20 protein-coding genes are annotated in these 21,847 nt (G+C 62.1%); 8 read left to right on the top strand and 12 right to left on the bottom strand.

Annotation, left to right across the window (positions count from 1 at the left end; genetic code table 11):
- Window positions 1-93: 93 nt before the first annotated feature.
- Both ACEG18_RS04935 and ACEG18_RS04930 read right to left on the bottom strand, forming a co-directional pair.
- Complete coding sequence (locus ACEG18_RS04935) at window positions 94-948, bottom strand: MurR/RpiR family transcriptional regulator (RefSeq protein WP_372541530.1); 855 nt, start codon at window positions 946-948, stop codon at window positions 94-96.
- A 166-nt stretch (window positions 949-1,114) separates the two neighbouring features.
- Complete coding sequence (locus ACEG18_RS04930; protein ID WP_372541528.1) at window positions 1,115-3,706, bottom strand: hypothetical protein; 2,592 nt, start codon at window positions 3,704-3,706, stop codon at window positions 1,115-1,117.
- A 114-nt stretch (window positions 3,707-3,820) separates the two neighbouring features.
- Here ACEG18_RS04930 and ACEG18_RS04925 point away from each other — a divergent pair, with 114 nt between their 5' ends.
- From ACEG18_RS04925 to ACEG18_RS04905, 5 genes are all read left to right on the top strand, one after another.
- Window positions 3,821-4,813 (top strand): helix-turn-helix domain-containing protein, encoded by a 993-nt coding sequence (locus tag ACEG18_RS04925; protein ID WP_372541526.1) that lies wholly within the window; start codon window positions 3,821-3,823, stop codon window positions 4,811-4,813.
- A gap of 170 nt (window positions 4,814-4,983) precedes the next feature.
- The gene (locus ACEG18_RS04920; RefSeq protein WP_372541524.1) at window positions 4,984-6,423 is read left to right on the top strand and encodes a glycoside hydrolase family 1 protein; all 1,440 of its coding nucleotides are present in this window, start codon (window positions 4,984-4,986) and stop codon (window positions 6,421-6,423) included.
- Window positions 6,424-6,435: 12 nt separating this feature from the next.
- Window positions 6,436-7,281, top strand: a complete 846-nt coding sequence (locus tag ACEG18_RS04915; protein WP_372541522.1) for a Cof-type HAD-IIB family hydrolase — start codon at window positions 6,436-6,438, stop codon at window positions 7,279-7,281.
- 140 nt (window positions 7,282-7,421) lie between these two features.
- Window positions 7,422-7,958 carry a PTS sugar transporter subunit IIA gene (locus ACEG18_RS04910; protein ID WP_117634515.1) on the top strand — a complete coding sequence of 179 codons (537 nt, stop codon included), beginning with the start codon at window positions 7,422-7,424 and terminating at the stop codon, window positions 7,956-7,958.
- 236 nt (window positions 7,959-8,194) lie between these two features.
- Window positions 8,195-8,752 (top strand): hypothetical protein, encoded by a 558-nt coding sequence (locus tag ACEG18_RS04905; protein WP_099432515.1) that lies wholly within the window; start codon window positions 8,195-8,197, stop codon window positions 8,750-8,752.
- Between the two features lie 325 nt (window positions 8,753-9,077).
- Here the strand turns inward: ACEG18_RS04905 and ACEG18_RS04900 are convergent, their stop codons facing one another.
- The 8 genes from ACEG18_RS04900 to trxA all read right to left on the bottom strand — a co-directional run bounded on the left by ACEG18_RS04900 (window position 9,078) and on the right by trxA (window position 16,311).
- Window positions 9,078-9,746 (bottom strand): HAD family hydrolase, encoded by a 669-nt coding sequence (locus ACEG18_RS04900; protein WP_372541520.1) that lies wholly within the window; start codon window positions 9,744-9,746, stop codon window positions 9,078-9,080.
- Between the two features lie 126 nt (window positions 9,747-9,872).
- Window positions 9,873-10,907, bottom strand: coding sequence for a hydrogenase expression/formation protein HypE (hypE, locus tag ACEG18_RS04895; protein ID WP_372541518.1), 1,035 nt, complete (start codon window positions 10,905-10,907; stop codon window positions 9,873-9,875).
- An 81-nt stretch (window positions 10,908-10,988) separates the two neighbouring features.
- Complete coding sequence (hypD, locus tag ACEG18_RS04890) at window positions 10,989-12,101, bottom strand: hydrogenase formation protein HypD (protein WP_372541516.1); 1,113 nt, start codon at window positions 12,099-12,101, stop codon at window positions 10,989-10,991.
- A 2-nt stretch (window positions 12,102-12,103) separates the two neighbouring features.
- Window positions 12,104-12,364: a HypC/HybG/HupF family hydrogenase formation chaperone gene (locus tag ACEG18_RS04885; RefSeq protein ID WP_117806545.1), complete on the bottom strand. Its 261-nt coding sequence runs from the start codon at window positions 12,362-12,364 to the stop codon at window positions 12,104-12,106.
- Window positions 12,365-12,495: 131 nt separating this feature from the next.
- Complete coding sequence (gene hypF, locus ACEG18_RS04880; RefSeq protein WP_372541514.1) at window positions 12,496-14,964, bottom strand: carbamoyltransferase HypF; 2,469 nt, start codon at window positions 14,962-14,964, stop codon at window positions 12,496-12,498.
- Between the two features lie 42 nt (window positions 14,965-15,006).
- Entirely contained in the window at window positions 15,007-15,519 is a 513-nt protein-coding gene (nikR, locus tag ACEG18_RS04875) for a nickel-responsive transcriptional regulator NikR (protein WP_118205863.1), read from the bottom strand.
- A gap of 1 nt (window position 15,520) precedes the next feature.
- Window positions 15,521-15,769 carry a hypothetical protein gene (locus ACEG18_RS04870; protein ID WP_006235225.1) on the bottom strand — a complete coding sequence of 83 codons (249 nt, stop codon included), beginning with the start codon at window positions 15,767-15,769 and terminating at the stop codon, window positions 15,521-15,523.
- 221 nt (window positions 15,770-15,990) lie between these two features.
- Window positions 15,991-16,311: a thioredoxin gene (gene trxA, locus ACEG18_RS04865; RefSeq protein WP_022093990.1), complete on the bottom strand. Its 321-nt coding sequence runs from the start codon at window positions 16,309-16,311 to the stop codon at window positions 15,991-15,993.
- Window positions 16,312-16,447: 136 nt separating this feature from the next.
- Here trxA and ACEG18_RS04860 point away from each other — a divergent pair, with 136 nt between their 5' ends.
- Window positions 16,448-17,023, top strand: a complete 576-nt coding sequence (locus ACEG18_RS04860) for a hypothetical protein (protein WP_372541511.1) — start codon at window positions 16,448-16,450, stop codon at window positions 17,021-17,023.
- Window positions 17,024-17,097: 74 nt separating this feature from the next.
- On the opposite strand, the gene ACEG18_RS04855 is transcribed toward ACEG18_RS04860, so the two are convergent.
- Together ACEG18_RS04855 and ACEG18_RS04850 are read right to left on the bottom strand one after the other, a co-directional pair.
- Window positions 17,098-18,375, bottom strand: coding sequence for a sensor histidine kinase (locus tag ACEG18_RS04855; protein ID WP_372541510.1), 1,278 nt, complete (start codon window positions 18,373-18,375; stop codon window positions 17,098-17,100).
- The gene (locus tag ACEG18_RS04850) at window positions 18,375-19,097 is read right to left on the bottom strand and encodes a LytR/AlgR family response regulator transcription factor (RefSeq protein WP_372541508.1); all 723 of its coding nucleotides are present in this window, start codon (window positions 19,095-19,097) and stop codon (window positions 18,375-18,377) included. The genes ACEG18_RS04855 and ACEG18_RS04850 overlap by 1 nt, the downstream gene beginning before the upstream one ends.
- A gap of 291 nt (window positions 19,098-19,388) precedes the next feature.
- Here ACEG18_RS04850 and nadA point away from each other — a divergent pair, with 291 nt between their 5' ends.
- Both nadA and ACEG18_RS04840 read left to right on the top strand, forming a co-directional pair.
- Window positions 19,389-20,414, top strand: a complete 1,026-nt coding sequence (gene nadA, locus ACEG18_RS04845) for a quinolinate synthase NadA (RefSeq protein ID WP_372541506.1) — start codon at window positions 19,389-19,391, stop codon at window positions 20,412-20,414.
- A gap of 55 nt (window positions 20,415-20,469) precedes the next feature.
- Entirely contained in the window at window positions 20,470-21,846 is a 1,377-nt protein-coding gene (locus ACEG18_RS04840) for an L-aspartate oxidase (protein WP_372541504.1), read from the top strand.
- Window position 21,847: the final 1 nt, after the last annotated feature.

Here is a 21,847-nt window from a genome sequence, read left to right as displayed (position 1 = left end):
GTGGATAATCTCCCGGTTTTGGCCTGTGTGCGGGCTCAAAGTGGGAGATTATCCACGCTCGTTATCTGAGTGTCCAAAAATCCACGCTCGTCGCTACTTGAGTCCGGGCAGGCGGGTGTAGGGGAACGAGCGCTCTAGGAACTCGGAGCAGCGGGCGTAATCTTTGGCAAAGTAGCTGCTATAGAGCGAATCGAGTACGTATTGCACGGCGATATGGCTGGCGAACTGCGTGATGCGGTGCGTCATGCTCTCGTGGTCGCTTACCGTGAGATAGGCGGCAAAGCCGGGGTGAATGCGGGCACAGTACGGCGTGCCGATGACGATGACCGGGACATGTCGACTGCTAAGGATCGGCAAGATCTCCTTGAGGTTGGGGGCAAGGCCGCTGTAGGAGATGACGATTGCCACATGGTCGGGACCCGAGGCGAGCGCCGTGCGCACCTGCGCCTCGACGCTGTCGTGGCACGTCGCGCTTTTGCCGGCGGAAAGCAGGCGATCGCGGAACATTCCCGCTGGATACAGGTTATGCGAGCCCGTGTAGATGTCCACGGTGCCGGCGCGCATGATGAGCTTGGCGGCGTGGTCGAGCTGTGCAGGGTCGAGCAGCTCCTGCGTTTCGGCCAAGGTGGTCTGGTAGAGCCCCTCCATGCGCTCCATCACCTGCGCAGGGGTGGAGGTGGCATCGAAGGGAAAGTTGATGTCCACGTCGCGCCGGTTGCCCGCCTCGGTCGCCTGGCGGATGAGCTCGACCTTGAGGTCTTTGAATCCCTCGAGGCCGAGCTTTTTGCAAAAGCGGTGCACGCTCGCGACCGAAACGTTGGCGCACGCGGCAAATTCCTTAATGGAAAGCCCGCGCACATCCTCGCCCATGGCGAGGGCCGTTCGCCCAAGTTGTTGCTCGGTGGGGGTGAGGCTTTTGCCCTGCGTGATCTTTCGCCTGATATCCATATGGCTCCTATGCGTTTGCGCCGCGATAAACCAATCATAGCGATAAATAAAACGTTCGGCTTGGCTGGGAGTTTTGGTCCGCCGGTCTATGAACGACGGACCGCTCGACGCTGTGCGGGCTCAACATAGGGGCGCTGTCCTTGTTGGACCGTTTGCGCCCGGGGCGTTACCCGAGCACGCGTACGGGGCCCAAGAGGCCACTGGGCTCGGAGGGCTCGGTCATGCCGAACACGTCGGGGACGGCATGGTCGAGGGTGTTGATGATATCGATCGCAAGCGCGTGCTCACCGGCCAAAAGCGCGCCGGCCTCAAAGCGGTAAGGCGGACAGATGCGCGTGCCGAGGGATTTGCCGTCGAGGGTGACGGTTGCGGTCTCAAAGACCTCGCCAAGGTCGATGACGGTGCGGGTGGCCGCTTCGCCCAGGACAAAGGAGGCCCGGTAGCGGAATGTGCCGGCCTTGCCGGGGAACTCGGCCGAGGAAAGGTCGTGCAGGTCTGCAAGCTCAACAGGCTCGCCAAAGGCATCGGTGCCAGGGGCAGAGAAGGCAACCGCCCAGGGCCCGTCGACGCATGTGGCTTCGTCTTCGGCGGTTGCCACAGCAACGGAACCTGTAGCCCCAAGGACCACGATGCAGCTCTCGTAGGGAGCCAGCTCGAGCGTGCCGTCAAAGGCGGCGGGCTCGGTGCCGTTGAGCAGATCGAGGCGCGCGCCTGCGACGGGCGTGCCGTCGGCAAGCGCAACCTGAGTGGAGATGCCCTGCTTGGGATGCTCGTTGACGAGCATCAGATAGCTCTCGCCCGCCCGCTCGTAGCGCAGTGCGCGCAGCCAGGGCTGGGGCTCGGCGCAAACCACGGTCTGCATGCCGGTATTGGCAAGTGTTCCTGCGAGCTCGGTGGTCGCCAGGAGTTTGATGCCGGCGAGCGCGGTTGCATCCAGGGAGGCAAAGCCCTCGCGGCCTGCAGTGTCACCGTCGTAGCGCTTGTTCGGCAACTCATCCAGCGCGTACACGGCAACACCTGCGGCTGCGGCGCGCGCGGCAAAGTCGAGCACGGCTCCGCCGACAAACTCGGCTCCGGGCATCACCAGGCAGCGGTATGCCTGGCCGTTCACGCTAAAGCCGCTACCGTCTGCGGCAATTTCAACGGCATAGCGCCCTGCGTCTTCAAATGCCTCTGCCGGCACAATGTCAAAGTCGACCTGCGCGCGCATAAGCTCGGAGGCGGCATGCTGCATAAAGTTCGCCTCGCCTGCCCACTCGGCGTCCGCATGGTAGAGAAGCGCCACCGGGGTCGTTGCGCACCCGCCGCTCAGCAGGCTTGCCGTACGGTTCATGTAGCTCATGAGCTGCCCAAAGTGTGCAAACTGGGGGTTTTGGCCATGCGCATAGAAATGCGGCGGGCAGTCCCAGTCGGGGAAGGCGGCCATGCTAAAGGCATGCGGCACGAACCAATTGACGCCGCGCACCAAAAAATGATCGGCGATCCACTTCATCTCGCGTAGGCCTTCGTGCCATCCAAATGCGCCAAAGACCTCGGCCATGCAGCGCCCCTGCTTTTTGGGGTCGAGGTGTGCTGCCGAGGAGCCCAGCTTGGGCAGCACGTAGTTATAGAACTCGAGGTCCCACACGCCGCGTCCGTAGCTGTGAAGGCCGCGGTCCATGCCGGGTACCAGCTGGTTGATCACGATGTCGACGCCCGCCATGTCCTGACCGTCTACGGCGCGGAAGTAGTGCCCGGCGCCCACGCCCAGGCGCGCGTGGCAGTCCTTATCCTCGATAACGTGGCCGATGTATTGCACACCGTGCGCGCGGCACCAGTCGCCGAGCTGGTCGCAGAAGCACTCCTTATAGAGGGTGCTCGCGATGTCCATATAGACGTGGCGTACGTGCGCGCCGGCCGGCTCGCGGTCCCACAGGTGCGGGAGCTCGGCCAGGTAGCACTCGCCCAGTGCCGCGCGTAGGCGACGCTCAAGCTCGGCCGACCAGGGTAGGGGCGCGGTGGCCTTGCCGATGAGCGTGTCCGAGATGCCATCGGGGCCCGTGGTGCCCTTCTCGTTGGCAAATCCGGGCTCATCGGAGAAAAAGCCCAGGATCGTCTTGCCAAACTCATCGCCCAGATGCTCAAAATGCGGCTCGTAGACAGCATCGATGAGCTGCGCCACCGAGGCGCGGTCGACCATATTGATGTAGTCCTCGTTGTAGGAGGTCTTGCCGCTCGTGAACATCACGCATGCCTGCGTGAGGCCCGCAGGCGCATCGAAGACCAGGCGGCTGGGGTTGCCGTCTGCATCGTCGATTACTCGGTAAGCGACGTCGACGGGGCTGCCGTCCTGCATAAATGTCACGCTGTAGAAGCGCTCCGTTTTGTCGAGCATGTTGGCGAGCGCGATGCTCGCGGCGGACGTGGGGCCCACGATGTCGAACGTGCGGTGCGTGAGCACGATCTTGCGGAGCTCGGGCACGGCCTCCTTGACGGCGCCGTTGGCAAAGCCCGTGGGGAAGTGCGCGTCGTCCAAGATCCAGAGCTTAAGGCCTAGTTGCTTGCACTCGTCAATGACAAAGCGCAATTCGCGCCACCAGCCCTCGCCGCAAAAATCGGGGTGTGGGCGGCTTTCGAGACAGACCTCGTGGATGTCGGCGCCGGCGATCTTTTCCAGATACTCGGCAATGGTCTTATGGCTCTCGCCCTTCATCCACAAAAACGGAAGCACGTGGTTGTCGTATGTGCCCTCGAGCACCTGCTGATAGTACGCGGTCATGGATCCTCCTTGGCTCGATCGATCTGCTGCATAGCACAGATTATGGACGCGTCGGCGCGTTCTGCTAATATCTGAATCACGACGAACTATGACCAAATCAACGATTGGCAAGCCATGGAGATCGACGAGCTCGAGCGTAGGCTCAGCGAACTGAGCGCCAGTGAGATCGCTTATAAAGACGGCATGGCATTTGATTGGTCGATTATGACCGAGCATGTCGAAATCGACGGATGCCCAGTGCGCAAAATTGGGCAGCCAGGGTTTGCCTATGCCCAGCCCGGCATGCCGCGTGGCCTGACGATAAGGAAAAACTCGCGCTTTAATGCAGTTCCCGAGCACGTGCATGATTACGTGGAGATGAGCTATGTGTATCGCGGGCGCTGCCCGCAGACGGTGGCGGGGGAGAGGCTCGAGTTGCGCCGCAACGAGGTGCTTTTGCTCGACGCCCTCTGCCCGCATGCCGTGGCGGCGCTTGGTGAGGATGACATCATGCTAAGCATGACCGTTTCACGCTCTTTTTTGCGCCGGAGCCTCGAGTCGAGCCTCTCGCGCGAGAGCGCGCTCTCGCGGTTTTTGTTCAACGCGCTCAACAGTGAGACGGACCATCGGGGCCATGTCCGTTTTTACTGCGGCGAGAGCCGTCGGATTCGGCGCTACATGCAGGAGATGCTCTGCGAGCTGTACGACCCGAGCCCCAACGGTCCCGAGATCGTCTTGCGTCTGTTTCAGCTGTTTTTGGCCGAGCTCATGGATTGCTACGAGCGCGAGCTGGTGCGCGGCGCGGCGGACGGCGCGGCGGGGCCCACTGCCCTGGTGACGGGAATGCTTGGCTATATCGATCGCGAATTCGCCGCGTGCTCCCTCGAGGGGATGGCGGCGGAGTTTGGCTTGAGCCCTAATTATGCGACGGCGCTCCTCAAGCGGCATGTGGGCAAGACCTTTAGGCAGCTTGTGCAGGAGCGACGTCTGGTACGTGCGGCCGAGCTTCTGCGCGGTGGCGCCACGGCCGGGGCGGCTGCGCATGCGGTGGGCTATGAAAACATGAGCTTCTTCTACCGTAAGTTTCACGACAAGTATGGCTGCACCCCCGCGGCATACCGCCGGTAAGCGCGGGGCGGATCGTCTTCGCTCCTTCGGTGTCAAAAAGTTTCAGCTGCAGCGCTGTTGCAGCGCGCGTCTGCGAAAAGAAGTGTCCAAATCGGCGCCTTCGCCCTGGCCTGGAGCGACTCGGCGGCATACTCGTTTCATCAGCAACACGCATGAGCGAGGAGGCACTTATGGGATTCCCCGAGGGTTTCTATTGGGGCGGCGCCACGGCCGCCAATCAGTTTGAGGGCGCTTGGAACGTGGACGGCCGCGGTCCTTCCGTCGACGACCATTTCTTGGGTGGCAGCTACAAGGAGCCGCGCCAGATTACGATCGACATCGACCCCAACCGCTTCTACCCCAACCATGACGGTATCGACTTTTACCATCACTACGAGGAGGACATCGCGCTGTTCGCCGAGATGGGCTTTACCATGTTCCGCATGTCCATCTCTTGGAGCCGCATCTTCCCCAACGGTGACGACGCCGAGCCCAACGAGGCCGGCCTCGCCTTCTACGACCGCGTCTTCGACTGCCTGCGCGCTCACAATATCGAGCCGCTCGTGACCCTGTCGCACTACGAGATGCCCTATCACCTGGTCGAGAAATACAACGGCTGGGCGAGCCGCGAGCTCATCGGCTTCTTTGAGAAGTACTGCCAGACCGTCTTCGACCGCTATCAGGACAAGGTCAAGTTCTGGCTCACCTTCAACGAGATCAACTGCGGCACTCAGGACATGGGCAACCTCTTTGAGACCAGCATGATTCAGGGCTTTGAGGGCCCGGCTTCGGCGGTCCATACTACGCCGCAGGCTCGTATGCAGGCGCTGCATCACCAGTTTGTCGCCAGCGGCCGCGTCGTGCGTTATGCCCACGAGCATTACCCGCAGTTTAAGATGGGCAACATGGACTGCTTCATCCTCTCCTATGCCGCCACGTGCGATCCGGCCGACGTGTTCGCCGCGCAGCAGGAGATGAATACCATGAACTGGTACTGCTCCGACGTGCAGGTGCGCGGCAAGTATCCGTTCTATGCCAAGCGCTTCTGGGCCGAGAACGATGTCGAGCTTGTGATGGAGGACGGTGACCTGCAGGATATCGCCGACGGCAAGGTCGATTTCTACACCTTTAGCTACTACATGTCCGGCACCGTGGGCACCCACAAGGATCACGAGATGACCGAGGGCAACATGACCTTTGGCGGCAAGAATCCCTATCTGGAGTCCACCGACTGGGGCTGGCAGATCGATCCGCTGGGTCTGCGCATCGCCCTCAACGAGATTTACGCCCGCTACGAGATTCCGCTGATGGTGGTCGAGAATGGCATGGGCGCCTACGATGAGGTCGAGGAGGACGGCTCCATCCACGACCCGTATCGTATCGCTTACTTGCGCAGCCACGTCAAGGCCATGGGCGAGGCCATTGCCGACGGCGTCGACCTGATCGCCTACACCTGGTGGGGCCCCATCGACCTGGTTTCCGCCGGCACGGGCGAGATGCGCAAGCGCTACGGCTTCATTCACGTCGATAAGTACGACGACGGCACCGGTACCTACGAGCGACGCCGCAAGGACAGCTTCTACGCCTACCAGAAGATCATCAAGTCCAACGGTGCCGAGGGCCTGGAATAAGGGGTTCCCACCATGTCTTCTCGTAAGATCTTGTTCCTTGATGTCGATGGCACGATCACCGACTATGAGGGCAATATCCCCGCGTCTTGCGTGGCGGCCATCCAGACCGCCCGCGCTAACGGGCATCTGGCCTATATGTGCACGGGTCGCAGCAAAGCCGAGGTACCGCCCGAGCTTGAGGCCATTGGCTTCGACGGCATGCTCGGCGGCAACGGCTCCTATGTCGAGTCGGCGGGCGAGGTGGTGATGCACCAGCTCATCACGGCTGACCAGTGCCGCCATATCGTCGACTGGCTGCACGGTCGTGGCCTCGAGTTTTATCTCGAGAGCAACAACGGCCTGTTTGCAAGTGAGAACTTCCGCGAGGCCGCGCGTCCGGTGCTTAGGACCTATGCCGGTCGCAAGGGCGTGGAGGGCGCCGACGAGCTCGAGACCGACGACGTCATGCACGGGATGGTCTACGGCGCGCCGCTCTACCGCGATGACCTCAATAAGGTGAGCTTTATCCTGTCGAGCTATCAGGACCATCTGGATAGCATCGAGGAGTTCCCCGATCTTGAGTGTCACACCTGGGGCGGTGCGGGCGAGACGGCGCTCTTTGGTGACATGGGTGTGCGCGGCATCACCAAGGCGCACGCCGTCAACACGCTGCTCGAGCACCTGGGCGCCGACCGTGCCGATACCGTGGCCTTCGGTGACGCCAAGATCGATATTCCCATGTTGGAAGCGTGCGCGACGAGCGTGGCCATGGGATCGGGCGGCGACGAGTGCAAGGCGGCGGCCGATTACGTGACCACCGACGTCGATGATGACGGCATCTGGAACGCCTTTGTGCATCTGGGGCTTATCGAGGATTAATCGACAATATGAGTGCCACCGGGGAAAAGCGTTGGGATGGGCTCGCGATTCGAGTCCCCACCTTAGCATTTGAACCATTTGGCACTATAATCACCATAGGTATGCGCATAACGTTGCGCTTAATCAAGAGGAGAAAACGTATGGGTCTGTTTGACATGTTCAAGAAGAAGGCTGAGCCCGCGGCTGCCGCTGCTCCGTCCTCCATCTCTGCTTCTGCCGGCGCCGACGTGCTGTGCTCACCCGTCAAGGGCAAGGTCATCAAGATGGCCGACGTGCCCGATCCCGTCTTTGGCGGCGAGGTCCTGGGCAAGGGCTGCGCCGTGTGGCCCGAGGACGATCTGGTCTACGCTCCCTGCGACGGCAAGGTGACCGTCACCATGGGTCACGCCGTGGGCCTGCAGTCCGATAGCGGCATCGAGGTTCTGGTGCACGTTGGCGTCGATACCGTCAACATGAACGGCGACGGCTTCGAGGGCTTCGTCAAGGCCGACGACGTCGTGAAGGCCGGCCAGCCCATGCTCAAGATCGACCGTGCCAAGATCGCTGCCGCCGGTTACAAGGACTGTGTCGTCGTGGCCGTGTCCAACACCGCCGAGTTTGCCGATGTCGAGCTCGCCGTCGAGGCCGACTCCGCTGTCGCCGCCGGTGACGCCATCGTTAAGGTCGTTCGCAAGTAAACTGCGACATCCAAAGGATGTGCAAAGGTGGTCGGGTTTTCCGGCCACCTTTTTTATTGCACCGCGGGGAAGCGTTTTATTGCACGTTGGGCGGGCTTGCAAACCGTTCGGACGCTAAAACGAACCGACCGCGCCTTCGTGCCGTCGAGGGTGTTAATAAGTGGATAGTATGGGCTTACTTATTACAACGTGCGCTGCGTCTGGGAAGCGCAGTGCCGCTCATTGGGAGGAACAACATGAAAAAGAAGCTGCTGCTTGCGCCCCTCATGGCCGTCTTGGTTGCATGCGTGGTCGTGCTTTCCGGTTGTGGAGGCCCTTCGATCGAGGAACTCATCACCGAGGATCTCACGACTCAGTTTGACGAGGTCAAGAACGGTGGCGACGAGTTCCTTTCTGGTCTGGAGGAGGCTTCGGGCGACGAGTTCGAGCAGCTGGGTATCGATCCCAAGGAGTATGCCAAGACCTATCTCGAAGGCTTTGACTACGAGATCGGCGACGTGACGGTCGACGAGGACAAGGGTGTCGCGACCGCCGAGGTCTCCATCACCTGCAAGTCCATGAACAAGATCGTCGAGGACTTCTCCACCCAGTATCAGGAGAAGGTCGCCGCGCTTGATACGGTTCCTTCCGATGACGAGCTGTACAAGATGGCCGGTCAGGTTATGGTCGATGTGACCAAGGCCACCGAGCCCAGGAAGACCACGGTTATCTTCAAGTACACCTGCAACGACGACGGCGAGTGGTCTGCCGACGACTCCGTCAACTCCGAGATGATGGATGCAATGCTGAGCTAGGGGAGTTACGCGGTAGTTTGTTACGGCGTTTTACCAAACGCCGTAACTGCTCGACGCTGCGCGGGCACCAGAGCGACAACTTGTCATTCAAAGAGGACGGCATGACCAGAAGGTCTATGCCGTCCTCTTTTCATGCCAATTTGTTCGCTCTGGTGCCCGCTCGCTGTCATTGCCGAAACATCGGCGTTGCCATGGCAGTCATTGGGGACGTTCTTAAATGACTAGTCGTTGGGGACGTTCTTGTTTGACTAGTCGTTTAAGAACGTCCCCAACGACTACTTTCCGCGCAACGGTATTGCGGCGGTTGGGTTGAGCAGCACCAGCGTTACTCGCCCAGAATCAGCGCCGTGAGCTCTTCCTGCGTGTCCACCACGTAGTCGGCGCCGGCGGCTTCCAGCTCCGCGCGGCCGCGGAAGCCCCAGCTGACGCCCGCACTCTTAAGGCCAGCGTTGTGGCCGGTCAAAACATCGACATTGGAATCGCCCACATAGAGTGTGGTTGCCGGGTCGGCGCCTAGCTCTTCCATCACATGCAGCGTAACAGGCGCCTCGGGCTTGGGAGGAAACGCATCGACGCGGCCCTGCACCAGCGCAAAGCGCTCGGAACCAAAATACTTCTCGATAAGCGGAGCGGCCGAGACATGGTCCTTGTTGGTGAGCACGGCAAGCTGGATGCCCGCGGCGCGCAGGCGGTCGAGCATCTCGATCGTGCCGGTGTAGGGGGCGGTGTGATCCTCCTTATGCTCGCCGTAATAGGCCCTAAACTCGGCAAGCGTCTGCTCAAAGGCGCGCCCGTCGCCCGCATACTCGGCGGGCATAAAGCGCTCGACCAGCTTGAGCATGCCGTTTCCCACCTTATAGCGGTACTCGTCAACGGCAAACGTGGGCCAGCCGTGCGTCTCACAGGTATGGTTACCGGCGGCTGCCAGGTCCTCGAGCGTGTTGAGGAGAGTGCCGTCGAGGTCAAAAATCACATGGGAAAACGCTGCCGCCATGGGTGCTCCTGTCGTTTGAGTAACAAAACGCACTCCATGATACTGGGCCTGCGTATCGGACACGTTTGGAATCTGAATATCTTTGCCGGCCTTGAACCGCGTTGCGCCAGCCGCGAGCCGTTGCCGTTAGCAAATCCTGGGCAGCTGCTCTCCCACGAGCATGTCGAGGATGCGGGTCGAGCCCCAGCCGGTGCGTACGCGCACGGCGGGCCGAGCGTCCGATCCAAGCGGCAGTACGCGGCCGATGATCGCGGCATTCTCGCCGTAGCGTGCGGAACGCATGGCGGCTAGAGCCGCATCGGCCTGCTCGGCCGGCACCACGGCGACCATCTTGCCCTCGTTTGCCACCTGCAGCACATCGTATCCGAGCATCTCGCACGCCGCCTGCACGTCGGGGCGTACGGGCACGGCGTCCTCATCGACCTCCATCGCAACGTCGCTGGCCTGCGCAAACTCATTGAGTGTGGATGCAAGGCCGCCGCGCGTGGGGTCGCGGAAACAGCGCGTGTCGGGGGCGGCGGCCAGAACGTCGGCTATCAGGTGGTTGAGCGGCGCGGCATCGCTTTCGATGTTGCTCGAAAACGCCAAGCCCTCGCGTTGGCTCATGATGGCGATGCCGTGGTCGCCGAGTGTGCCCGACACCAGGATGACATCGCCAGGCTGGCAGTTTGCGCCACTGAGCGCCACACCCGCGGGCACTTCGCCCACGCCGGCGGTATTGATGTAGACGCCGTCGGCCCCGCCGCGCTCAACCACTTTGGTGTCGCCGGTGATGATCGCCACGCCCGCCTCGCGCGCCGTCTCGGCCATGGTTTGCACGATCTGACGCAGCTTGTCCATGGGATAACCCTCTTCGAGGATAAAGCCGCACGACAGGTAGCGCACGTTGGCACCCGAGGTCGCGACATCGTTGACGGTTCCGCACACGGCGAGTCGGCCGATATTGCCGCCGGGGAAGAACTGCGGCGTCACCACAAAGCTGTCGGTCGACATGGCAATACGCCCGCTCGTGGGCAGCGCGGCGACGCCGGCATCGTTGCCCTCGAGCAGCTCGGGCGACCCAAAGGCATCCAAAAAGACCTCGTCGATGATGCGTTTCATCATCTGGCCGCCAGAGCCGTGACCCAGCAGGACGGTGCTATCGGTAACGCTATGGGACATATCGAAAACTCCAATCGTGAGTGGAATTATATGGGTGAGGCGCAGCGTCGACCGGTCCGCCATTCGTTAGAACGGTGGAACCTAATAGTCGCGGTAGCGGTAGTACGCCGCGCAGCTACCTTCGGAGCTCACCATGCAGGGGCCGACGGGGTGTTCGGGCGTACATGCGTGGCCGAACAGCGGGCAGTCGCTCGGCGTGATGGCGCCGCGCAGCACGTCGCCGCAGCGGCACCCGCGCGGCTCGACCGTCGCCTCAACGGGCACGTCAAAGCGGGCGCCGGCATCAAAGCGCGCGAATTCGGGTCGGATGGAAAGACCCGAATTGGCAATCGGTCCCAGCCCGCGCCACGTGGCGTCGCATGGCTCAAATACCTGCTCGACCAGCTGGCGCGCTACGGGATTGCCGTCGGTATTGACGCCACGACGGTAGGCGTTGTCAATTGCGGGCCGCCCCTCAACAACCATCTGGACCAGCATGTAGATGCCCTGCAAGATGTCGACCGGTTCAAATCCCGTAACCACGCCCGGGGTATTGAACTCGTCGACCAAAAAGTTAAAGGGCGCCAAACCCGTGATAGTGGCGACGTGGCCCGGCAGGATAAAGCCGTCGATAGTGGTCTCGGGATCGTTGGCGATGGCGCGCAGCGCCGGCGGCGTGGTTTTATGGGCGCAGTAGACCGAGAAGTTCTGCAGCCCGCGTGCATCTGCCTCCAGGATGGCGGCGGCGATGGTGGGAGTGGTGGTCTCAAAGCCCACGCCCATAAAGATGACCGGGCGGTCGGGGTTTTGCTCAGCGATGTCGAGTGCGTCGAGTGGGGAATACACAATGCGGATGTCTCGTCCGGCTGCCTTTTGCGCGGCGAGCGAGGTGGACGATCCGGGCACGCGCATCATGTCGCCAAAGGTGGTGATGATGGCGCCGTCTATGTTGGCGAGCGCGATTGCATGGTCGATATCGCGGTTGGCGGTAACGCAGACGGGGCAACCTGGGCCGCTCAGCAGCTTGAGTCCCGCTGGCATAATGGAGCGAAAGCCATAGCGACCGATGCTCACGGTGTGCGTGCCGCAGACTTCCATAAGGTTGATGGTGCGGTCGCCGACAAGTTCACGGATGCGTTCGATGAGCTCGCGGGCCAGCTTGGAATCGCGAAATGCCGAAAAGTCGATACCGGAGCGAGCCGGCTGTCCGGCCACCACTAGTACGCCTCGGCCGGGTTGCTGGCCAGTTGGTCTTCTTCGACCAGTTCGGTCATGGTGTTGACCAGGTCGAGCGTATCCTGCGCCTCCTGCTCGTCGACGATCTGGATGCCAAATCCAGCGTGCACCAGAATATAGTCGCCTACTTGTGCCGTCGGCACGAGTCGCAGCGACACCGGGCGCTCGATGCCCATCATGTCGACGGTGGCCTTGAGGTCGTCGTCGCGTTTGACCACTTTACCGGGAACGGCAAGGCACATAATGTTCCCCTTTTATACGTTTTGCGCTGGATAGGCGCCTAATTATCCATCAGTTGATGGTAGCGCTCGTGGGAGTCACGAGCAAACGCGTTACACCTGTGAGACGGCGGCGCGCAGGCTGGCAAAACAGCCTATCGCGATGCGATCTGCGCGAGGTGGGCGCGTGCGATCGCCGCCTGACCGTAGGCGATGCAGCCGTCGTTGACGGGCACGGAGTGGGGAACCAAGACGGTGAGACCCATGCTTTTGAGCTCGCGGGTGAGGAGCTGGAGCAAAAGTCGGTTCATGAACACGCCGCCCGAGAGCGCGACGGTGTCGAGGCCTTCACGGGCGCAGATCTCGTTTGCGATGCGGGCCGACGCGCGTGCGACGGCGACATGGAAGTCGAGCGCGAGCTTGCCGGCGGGCACGCCGGCCCTGATTCCCTCCAAAAGCGCCTCAAAAAGCGATCTGGAGTTCAGAACATGGCAGTTGTCCGGACGGGATGATTCGGTTACGGAAAAGCTGGCCATATTGCCGGTGGGGCAGGTGCTTTCGCTGCCGAGCGCGCGCCAGGCGGCGGCTTCGAGCTCGATGGCGGGTTCGCCCTCGTAGGTTGCCTGGCCGCAAATGCCCAGGATCGCGGCTGCGGCATCAAACAAGCGACCCATGCTGCTGGTGCGCGGGCTGTTGATGCCGCGCTCGATCATCGTTGCCGTCACGCTACGCGTTTGCTCGTCTAGGCCGCCCAAGAGCCGCTCAGCCCCCGGGTGCTCGAGCAGGCCGAGCTCACTGAGCAGGGCAAAGGCGTTGCGGCGGGCGTCGCGCACGGAGGCCGCCCCGCCGGGGAGCGCCCAGGTGCGCAAATGCGCGGCGCGCTCAAAGCTGCCAAGGCTGGCAACAAGAAACTCGCCGCCCCAAATGGTCCCATCGGTGCCGGCGCCGGTGCCGTCAAAGGCGATGCCAAGGACACGCGCGTCGGTTGTATGCTGGCCCGCGGCGATAGCCTCGGCCATTACGCTCGCGATATGCGCATGATGGTGCTGCACCTCGACGAGCGGCAGATTGCATTTTCGCGCCTGCTCGCGCGCCCACTGGCTCGATAGATAGCTGGGGTGTACATCGCAGGCCAAGGCGGCGGGCGCCAAGTCAAAGAGATCTTCCAGGCGCGTGCGCGCGGCGTTCCAGGCATCGAAGGTCCCACCGTTTTCGACATCGCCGATATGCTGCGACACAAAACAGGTTGCCTCGCCGTTCGCCCCTTCACGCGTGAGCGCAATCGTGGCCTTTTGTTGCGGCCCGCAGGCGAGCACGCAGGACGGAGCGCCGTCGAGCGCCGGCAACGGCAGCGGCTGGGGTGCATATCCGCGAGCGCGGCGCACGGGCATAACGGCGCCGTCGACCACGCGCACTACAGAGTCGTCGTAGCGCGAGAGGATTGAGCGGTCGTTGCCGAGCAACGCATCGGCGATGCCGGCGGCAACGAGGTGTTCCCAGGCAAGGTCGTCGTCGGTCTCGATGGGCTCTTCGCTCAGGTTTCCGCTGGTCATGACGAGCGCGTGCATACCGCAGGCTTCTGCCGCGGCAAGCAACAGATGTTGAAGCGGGGTGTAGGGGAGCATAACACCGAGCTCGGGAAGGTCGTGCGCGACGGACGGCGCGAGCGCGAGGGCGTTGGGGGAATCGCCGCTCTCGCAAACAGCACGTCGGCGCAGCAGCACAATGGGGCGAATGCTGCCGGCCAGCAAGCCGCGCTCAACGTCGCTGATATGGCACAGGCGTTCAACGTCGGCAAGGCTGCGCACCATAACGGCAAGTGGCTTGTTGCTGCGGCGTTTACGGCGGCGAAGCTCGGCTACCGCCTGCTCGTTGGAGGCGTCACAGGATAGATGGAATCCGCCCAGGCCCTTGATGGCGACGATGCCACCAACGGCCAGCAGCTCAACGCAGCGGTCGATAATGGCGTCGCTGGTCTCGCGCGTGGTGCCGACGGCCAGCGGCGCGGCGGCTTCGCCCGGCTCATCGCCCACGCTCGCTTCGCGCCACGTAATGTGCGGCCCGCAATCAAAGCAGGCATCGGGCTGCGCGTGAAAGCGACGATCGAGCGGATTGGCATACTCCGCGGCACACTCAGGGCACATGGGAAAACGGTCCATCGAGGTAGCCGCTCGGTCATAAGGCAGCGATCGGATGATGGTAAAGCGTGGGCCGCAGTTAGTGCAGTTGATAAAGGGGTAGTGATAGCGTCGGTCGGCGGGATCGAACAGCTCGCGCAGGCAATCGTCGCAGGTGGCGATATCGGGCGAGACGAGCGTCGTGTGCGCGGTCTGGTCCTGCGATGCTACGATGCGAAAACCCTCTTCATTGGCGGCATCCCAACCGTTGGCTGCCAGGTCCACAACCTCGACATGCTCTACGCGGGCTGCCGCAGGCGCATGCTCAGAAAGCGCGGCAACAAAAGCATCGAGCGCACCGGCCAGAGCATGCGCCTCGATATGCACGCCGTCGCCCGCGTTGAGCACCCATCCGCAAATGCCATGCGCCATGGCCTCGCGATACACAAACGGCCGCATACCAACGCCCTGCACAATGCCCGTTACATGAATATGCACATGTCGCATGCGACCCCCCTCATCAAAACCGACCAAATAGGGACAGGTGCGCTACAGCCCCAGGCTCTGCTTGGTGGCGGCGCACGTGAGCTCGCCGTGCTTAACGCCGCGCAGGCCCAGCAGGCGGTCGGCTAGTTCGTAGACGCGCTCGCCGCGACCCTTGAGCGCCAGAATCTCCAAGCAGTTGTGGTGATCCAGATGCACGTGCATGGTCGATACGATCTCGTCGGTGTAGTCGTGCTGCACTTCGTCCAGACGGCGCGTCAGGTCGCCGGTATGGTGGTCGTAGATCATGGTGAGCGACCCGATAACATGCTCGTCGGGCGTGCGCATCTGCTCCTTGGCGATCGAGGCGCGAATCAGGTCGCGCACGGCCTCGGAGCGGTTGGCCACGTCGCCGCGGCGCGCGATCTGTTCGTCAAAACGGCGCAGCAGGTCGTCCGGTGCGGTAACCGAAAAACGGACCAGCTCGGAGCCGGAGCCACTACAGTGGCAGCCCGCGTCACCGTCCGCCCCGTGCGGATGCTCGTGCTCGTACCCGCAGCCGTGCTCGTGTTCGGCCACGTTACACCAGCTTCACGGAGCCGACGGAGTTGTGGTCGGCCTCGATGGCCTCTTCGTAGCCCTCGAGTGCGTCGTGGGCCTCGTGCAGCGCAGCCATGGCTGCCTCGAGCTTGGCGCCGATGCGCTCCATGTCAAAATTCTCGGTCGCATGCAGCAGCTGATGGCTCCACTCGTGAGCGAGCTCGATGGTGTCGTCGACCTGCTTGACGCTCATGGCAAGCTGGCTCATGTTCATTCCAACGTCATGCATGGGAAATCTCCTTTTGTATGGGGCAGTTCAGTGGTTCAGATTTTACTACGCTCGCTCTATGCGCAGCTGCATAAGAAAACGGGTACGAGTCTGTGTGACTCGCACCCGTTCACTGGGGGCTGTTTGTAACTACCATACTATCCGTGGTCGCACGCGCCGCGCCCGGCAGTCCGGCGAGCGGTGCAAAAGCGCTCATGGACGGCGGGTAAGTAACAAGCGTATTACAGATGCTTCTCCAGCAGCGCCTGCAGCCTCGCCTTGGGCAGAGCGCCAACTGAGCGGTCAATCTCCTCGCCGTTCTTAAACACAATCAGCGTGGGGATGCTCATGACGCCATACTTCATGGCCAGGTCCTGGTTGTCGTCGACGTTGCATTTGGCAACGGCAAGCTTGCCCGCCAGCTCATCGGCAACCTCGTCAACGATGGGCGAGAGGGATCGACAGGGCCCGCACCACGGTGCCCAAAAATCGACCAGCACGGGCAGGCTGTCGTTAACGATGGAATCGAAGTTCTCGGGGGTAATCTGATTAATGTCAGCCATGGTGACCTCCATAATGCGACGCGGCTCGGCCGCGTAAAACTCAGTACGACCGTGCTTATACCCAGCCGCCCGTAAAGCAACCACTCGCGGGCAGCTCTTTTATATAATGGTGGGCACGCAAACGATTGGAGAGCGCATGTCCACGTCACAAAGCCAGAAAAAAGAAGCCATCGCCCAGGCGGCCGAGCAGGAGCTCACATCGCTTGCGGTCCGTGGCGTGCGCATCGTGGGCAACGCGTGCTCGCCGATCGTGCTGGTCAAAGGCGATTTGGACGAGGCCGAGCGTTCGGGTGGCGAGCTTGCCGCCGGCCCGGATGGCGCGGCGTTGCGCAAGGCGCTTGGGGCCATCGGCTACGCGCCCGAGGATTTTTGCGTGCTGGCAAGCGTCGCCGGCACAGGTGACGGAGCGGTCACGGTGGGCGAGACTCTGCCGTGCGAGCTGTTCCGCGAGGCGCTTGAGGCTCTGGACCCCGAGGCGGTGCTGTTGCTCGATAACAGCGCGGCCGATGTCATGCGCGAGACCTACGCCGATATGCTCGTGGCGATCGATGACTTCGACACCGCCATGCTCAAGCCCGGCCTGGTCGCCCATGTGCAGGGCCGCCGCGTGCTCGCGCTCGACGGCTTTGAGGCGGCGCTGACCGACAAGGCCGCTAAGCAGCGCATGTGGGCCTACATCAAGCAGCTGACTCCGGCGGCCGCGCCGCTGTAGCGAGCCCGCGTCGACAAACGACCCCGAGCGGGCGAGCCGCGCCCGCGGAACGCAAATCCGTCGCGCCCGCGCCCTTACATCACAGCGCGCAGCTCAAACCGATCGTCGTTAATGCGGAACTGGCAATTGCCGTTCATGCGCTCGACGGCAAGTTTGATGCTCTTGGTGCCAAAGCCGTGGCCTGCATGCTGGGTCACGGGCATGCCGTCGACCATGCGCGGCGCGCGGTCAAACGTGTTGGAGACTAACAGCAACAGCTGGCCGTCCTCAAGTCGCAGGTCAAGGTCGACGAATCGCTTTCCTTGGGGTGCGGCGCTTGCGGCGGTGATAGCGTTTTCCAAGGCATTTGAGAGCACGCTAAACAGGTCGGCGTCACCTACGTGGATGGTTTCGGGTACGGCGGCGCGCAGGTTGGCGGTAATGCCGTTTCTATTGATATCCGAGTTGAATGACGAAAGCGCAATGTTTACGGTCTCGTTGGCGCAGAAGCGGCGTACGGCGGTGCGGTCGCCGGCTTCGCAGAGTTCGTCGATGCGTTTGAGCGCCTCGTCGGTGTGGCCCTCCTCAATTAAAGCGGCCAGGCCGCGTAGGAAGTGGCGCATATCGTGGCGAAGAATCGACAGCTCGCGCCCAGATTGACGCCAAGCCTCGAGCTCTTTGATGGCGGCGCTGTCGCGGGTTTCGAGCATCCAGCGCTCTCGCTCGGCGGTTTCCTTTTCTTCGTATTCGCGCAGGTAAACGGCAAGAAACATAAGATAGAAGGCACAGAGCGCAAATGCCAAAAACTCAACCGTCACCACCGAGCCCGAGTGGAACAGCGTGGTGTAGACGTTGGTGGCATAGTCAAAGACGTAATAGACGAGCGGCAGGATTAAAAGGATGCCCAACTCGGTGGTGCTTTTAATTGCCAGGCGGGGTCCAATGTCGCCGGCCCAATGCAGCAGGACGGCAAAGACGCCGAGCGTGGTCGCGATGCGTGCCAGATAGTACGCGATCTGCGAATCGGTTGCGGCAAATGCGGCGATGCCCATCCAGTTGCTGAACTGACAGCTCAGATAGGCGCTGGTGACGCCCAATGCCGCGAGCAGCGGGCTCAGGCGGTAGCGCGCACACAGGTAGACGGTAAGCGGCAGGTGCACGACGAGCGGATAGACCTGACGGGCAAAAAGCTCTCCGCCAACGACATTGGCGATCGAAAAGGCAGCGCCGGTTGCGGCTCCGACCCCCACCAACTCGAGTGCATGGCGTCGATTGATTTCGATACCGCACAGCGCCGCCGAAGCAAAGACGCCAAAGAGTAGCGTTGTGGCGTGGTGGATTGCCCAAAGGGCCATTTCGACCGAGGAGATCATCAGCGCCTCCCGCCCTCAAAGCGCACCGCAAAGTAGGCGTCTTGGAACCCCTGCTTGCTGCTGCGCGACAGCGGAATGCACACGCCGGAGCGCATGACGATGTCCGTGCGATCGAAGTGGTCGATGTTGCGCAAGTTGACCTGGTAGCTACGGTGGCATTTAAAGAAGGTGGCATTTTGCGCCAAACGGTCCTCGACGCTGCGGAACGACTCGAGTGCCTCGATATCGCGTCCGTCGCGCAGATGGAAGACCACGTGCTTATTGCGCGCCTCGGCATATTCGATGTCGGACAGGCGCAGGGCGTGGTAGCCAAAGGACGTTTTGATCACGAGCTCGTCGGTTGCCGCCGGGCGCATGCTCGAAAGTTCGTCGAGTAACTGCGCCAGGCGTTCGTAAGTCACGGGCTTGAGCAGATAGTCGAAGGCGCGGACCTCGTAGGACTCCAGTGCAAACTCGGGCGACGAGGTAAGGAACACCAGGCGCACGGCGGTGTCGGCCTGGCGCAATTCGCGTGCGGTGTCCATGCCGTTGACGAGCGGCATGATCATGTCGAGCAGGATGATGTCGGCGCGCGACGCGGCATGGCGCGCCAGCAGGTCCTCGCCGCACGTAACGAGCGCAACATCGACCGCCGTGCCCGTCTCAGTCGACCAACGGTCGATCATCCGGTGCAGTCTATCTAGAAAAGCGACGTCATCGTCGCAGGCAATAATCTTGAGCATTCGGGCCCCCTTAGTAGTTCGATTTTGCCACATTGGGCGCGTGCCGCTCGCGGGGGAGCGCCCGTTCGTGCCTCATGGTGCGCAACTCGCGCCGAGTGGTATTGCGGTGGCGAAAGATGCCTCCTGCGCTATCGAGAGCTCGGCTATCCTCAGCTTGCCAGTTCGAAAATGGATCTGCCGCATGATTGAATCTTTATTTCAACTTTACACCTAGGTTTACAGCTGTCTTGTCAGCTGTAAACCTAGGTGTCATACTAAAGCCCCAAGATTCGCCAAAAGAGAGGGGCCTTGATGGCACAGAGCGCGAACATGGATGCATCGGAGCTTGCACGCGATATCGCGGCCGGCCTAGCATCGGCAACGACGGCAACGGAGCGCGCGGCATTGGTGCCCGCAGAGCTCGTCGAGGCCATTCAGCAACTAAAAACCCAACGTGATGCGGTGATCTTGGCGCACTACTATGTGGCGCCCGAGGTCCAAGCCGTAGCCGATTACGTCGGCGACAGCTTCTACCTGGCAAAGCTCGCCAAGAGCCTGCCGCAGCAGACCATCGTGCTGTGCGGCGTGGAGTTTATGGGCGAGAGCGCCAAGCTGCTCAATCCCACTAAGACCGTGCTGCTGCCCGAGCCGGGCGCGGACTGCCCCATGGCTCACATGGTCAAGCGCGAGACGGTCGACGCCGCCCGCGCCGAGTACGGTGACGACCTTGCCGTGGTCTGCTACGTCAATTCCACGGTCGAGATCAAGAGCTGGAGCGACGTGTGCGTTACCAGCTCTAACGCCGTCAAGATCGTGTCCGAGCTGCCGCAGCAGCATGTCCTGTTCATTCCCGACCAAAATCTCGGCCGCTTTGTAGCCGAGCAGGTGCCGCAAAAGCACGTCATCCTCAACAACGGCTACTGCCCGCGCCATCACATCATCACCGTCGAGCAGATCGTCGACGCGACGGAGGCCCACCCCGACGCGCTCGTGCTGGCGCATCCTGAGTGCAAGGCCGACGTCTTGGCCGAGGCCGACTACATCGGCTCCACCGCCGGCATCATCAAGTATGCCGAGGAGTCCGACGCGAGCGAGTTCATTATCGTGACGGTCCGCGGCGTGCTCTACGAGCTCGAGCGCCGCTGCCAGGGCACCGGCAAGAGGTTCTACTTCCCCGCGGTGCAGCCCACCTGCGTCAACATGGACCTCATCACGCTCGAAAAGCTCGTGCGCTGCCTGGAGACGGGCGAGGGCGAAGTGCAGATCGGCGTGTCGGACGAGGCTGCCGACCAGGCCAAGCTCACGCTCGATCGTATGCTCGAGTACGCAGCACGCTAGAACAATGTGGCATGAGGGGTGGTCCCTTATGTCACATTCAAGGGAGAGGATTCCTGTGGAAACCAAGCAATACCCCGACATGGAGTGCGACGTCGTCATTGCCGGCTGCGGCGTAGCGGGCCTGTACGCGGCTCTCAATCTGCCGACGAGCACGCGCGTGATCATGCTCTCCAAGGGCGCTGTCGACGAGTGCGATTCGATGCTCGCGCAGGGCGGCATCTGCGTGCTGCCCGAAGGCTCGGACTACGATGCCTTCTTTGAGGACACCATGCACGCCGGTCATTATGAGAACCGCCGTGAGAGCGTCGACATCATGATCCGTTCGAGCCGTTCGGTCATCAACGACCTGCTAGCGATGGGCGTGGATTTTGAGCGCAAGGCGGATGGCAGCCTCGACTTTACCCGCGAGGGCGCACACAGCCGTCCGCGCATTGCCTTCCATGCCGATATCACCGGCAAGGAGATTACGACCAAGCTGCTCCAGGCCGTTCGCAAGCTGGATAACGTGCAGATTTTGGAGCACGTGGCCATGACCGACATCCTGACGGGCGAGCGTGACGGCGCCACGGTGTGTGCCGGTATCGTCGCCGTTTCCGTGGACGAGGACAACTCGGTTCGTCCCGCCGACGAGCTGGCAAATGCCGCCGAGGGCGTGCATGCCGGCGAGCCGTTTAAGATCCATGCCCGTCACACGCTATGGGCGACGGGCGGCATCGGCGGCGTATACGACCACTCGACCAACTACCCGCAGCTCACGGGTGACGCCTGCTACATCGCTCAGGAGCATGGCATTAAGATGGAGCACTTGGACTACGTGCAGATCCACCCCACGGGACTGTTCTCGCCGCAGCCGGGCCGCACCTTCCTGATCAGCGAGAGCTGCCGCGGCGAGGGCGCGATTTTGCTCAACGCCGCCGGCGAGCGCTTTACCGACGAGCTTCAGCCGCGCGATGTGGTCGCCGCCGCTATTCGCGAGCAGATGAAGCAGGACGGCACCGAGCACGAGTGGCTGAGCTTTGCCCCCGTCGAGCGCGATGTGGTGACCGGGCACTTTGCCAACATTCGCGCACGCTGCCTGGAGGACGGCCGCGATATCTTGGACGAGCCCATCCCCGTTACGCCCACACAGCACTACTTTATGGGCGGCGTGTGGGTCGACAAGGACGGCCGCACCTCGATGCCCGAGCTCTACGCCGCGGGCGAGACGGCTTGCAACGGCGTTCACGGCAAGAACCGCCTTGCATCAAACAGCCTGCTCGAGGCGCTGGTCTGGGGTCGTCGCGCCGCGTGGTACATGCGTACCGGCGAGTCGCTGGCCGTGGAGCAGGCGGGCGATCCCGCGCTCGATGGCCGTCATCGCGCCCTGAGCGTCGACACCCTGGCAATCGATGATTTGGCCCGTGCCGCCGGCACGCAGGCCGTGGAGGAGTAGA

The sequence above is a fragment of the Collinsella aerofaciens genome (assembly GCF_041537385.1).
Lineage (GTDB): Bacteria > Actinomycetota > Coriobacteriia > Coriobacteriales > Coriobacteriaceae > Collinsella > Collinsella aerofaciens_BV.
The sequence above is the reverse complement of the archived record's forward strand: the minus strand, read 5'-3'. Positions and strand labels throughout refer to the sequence as shown.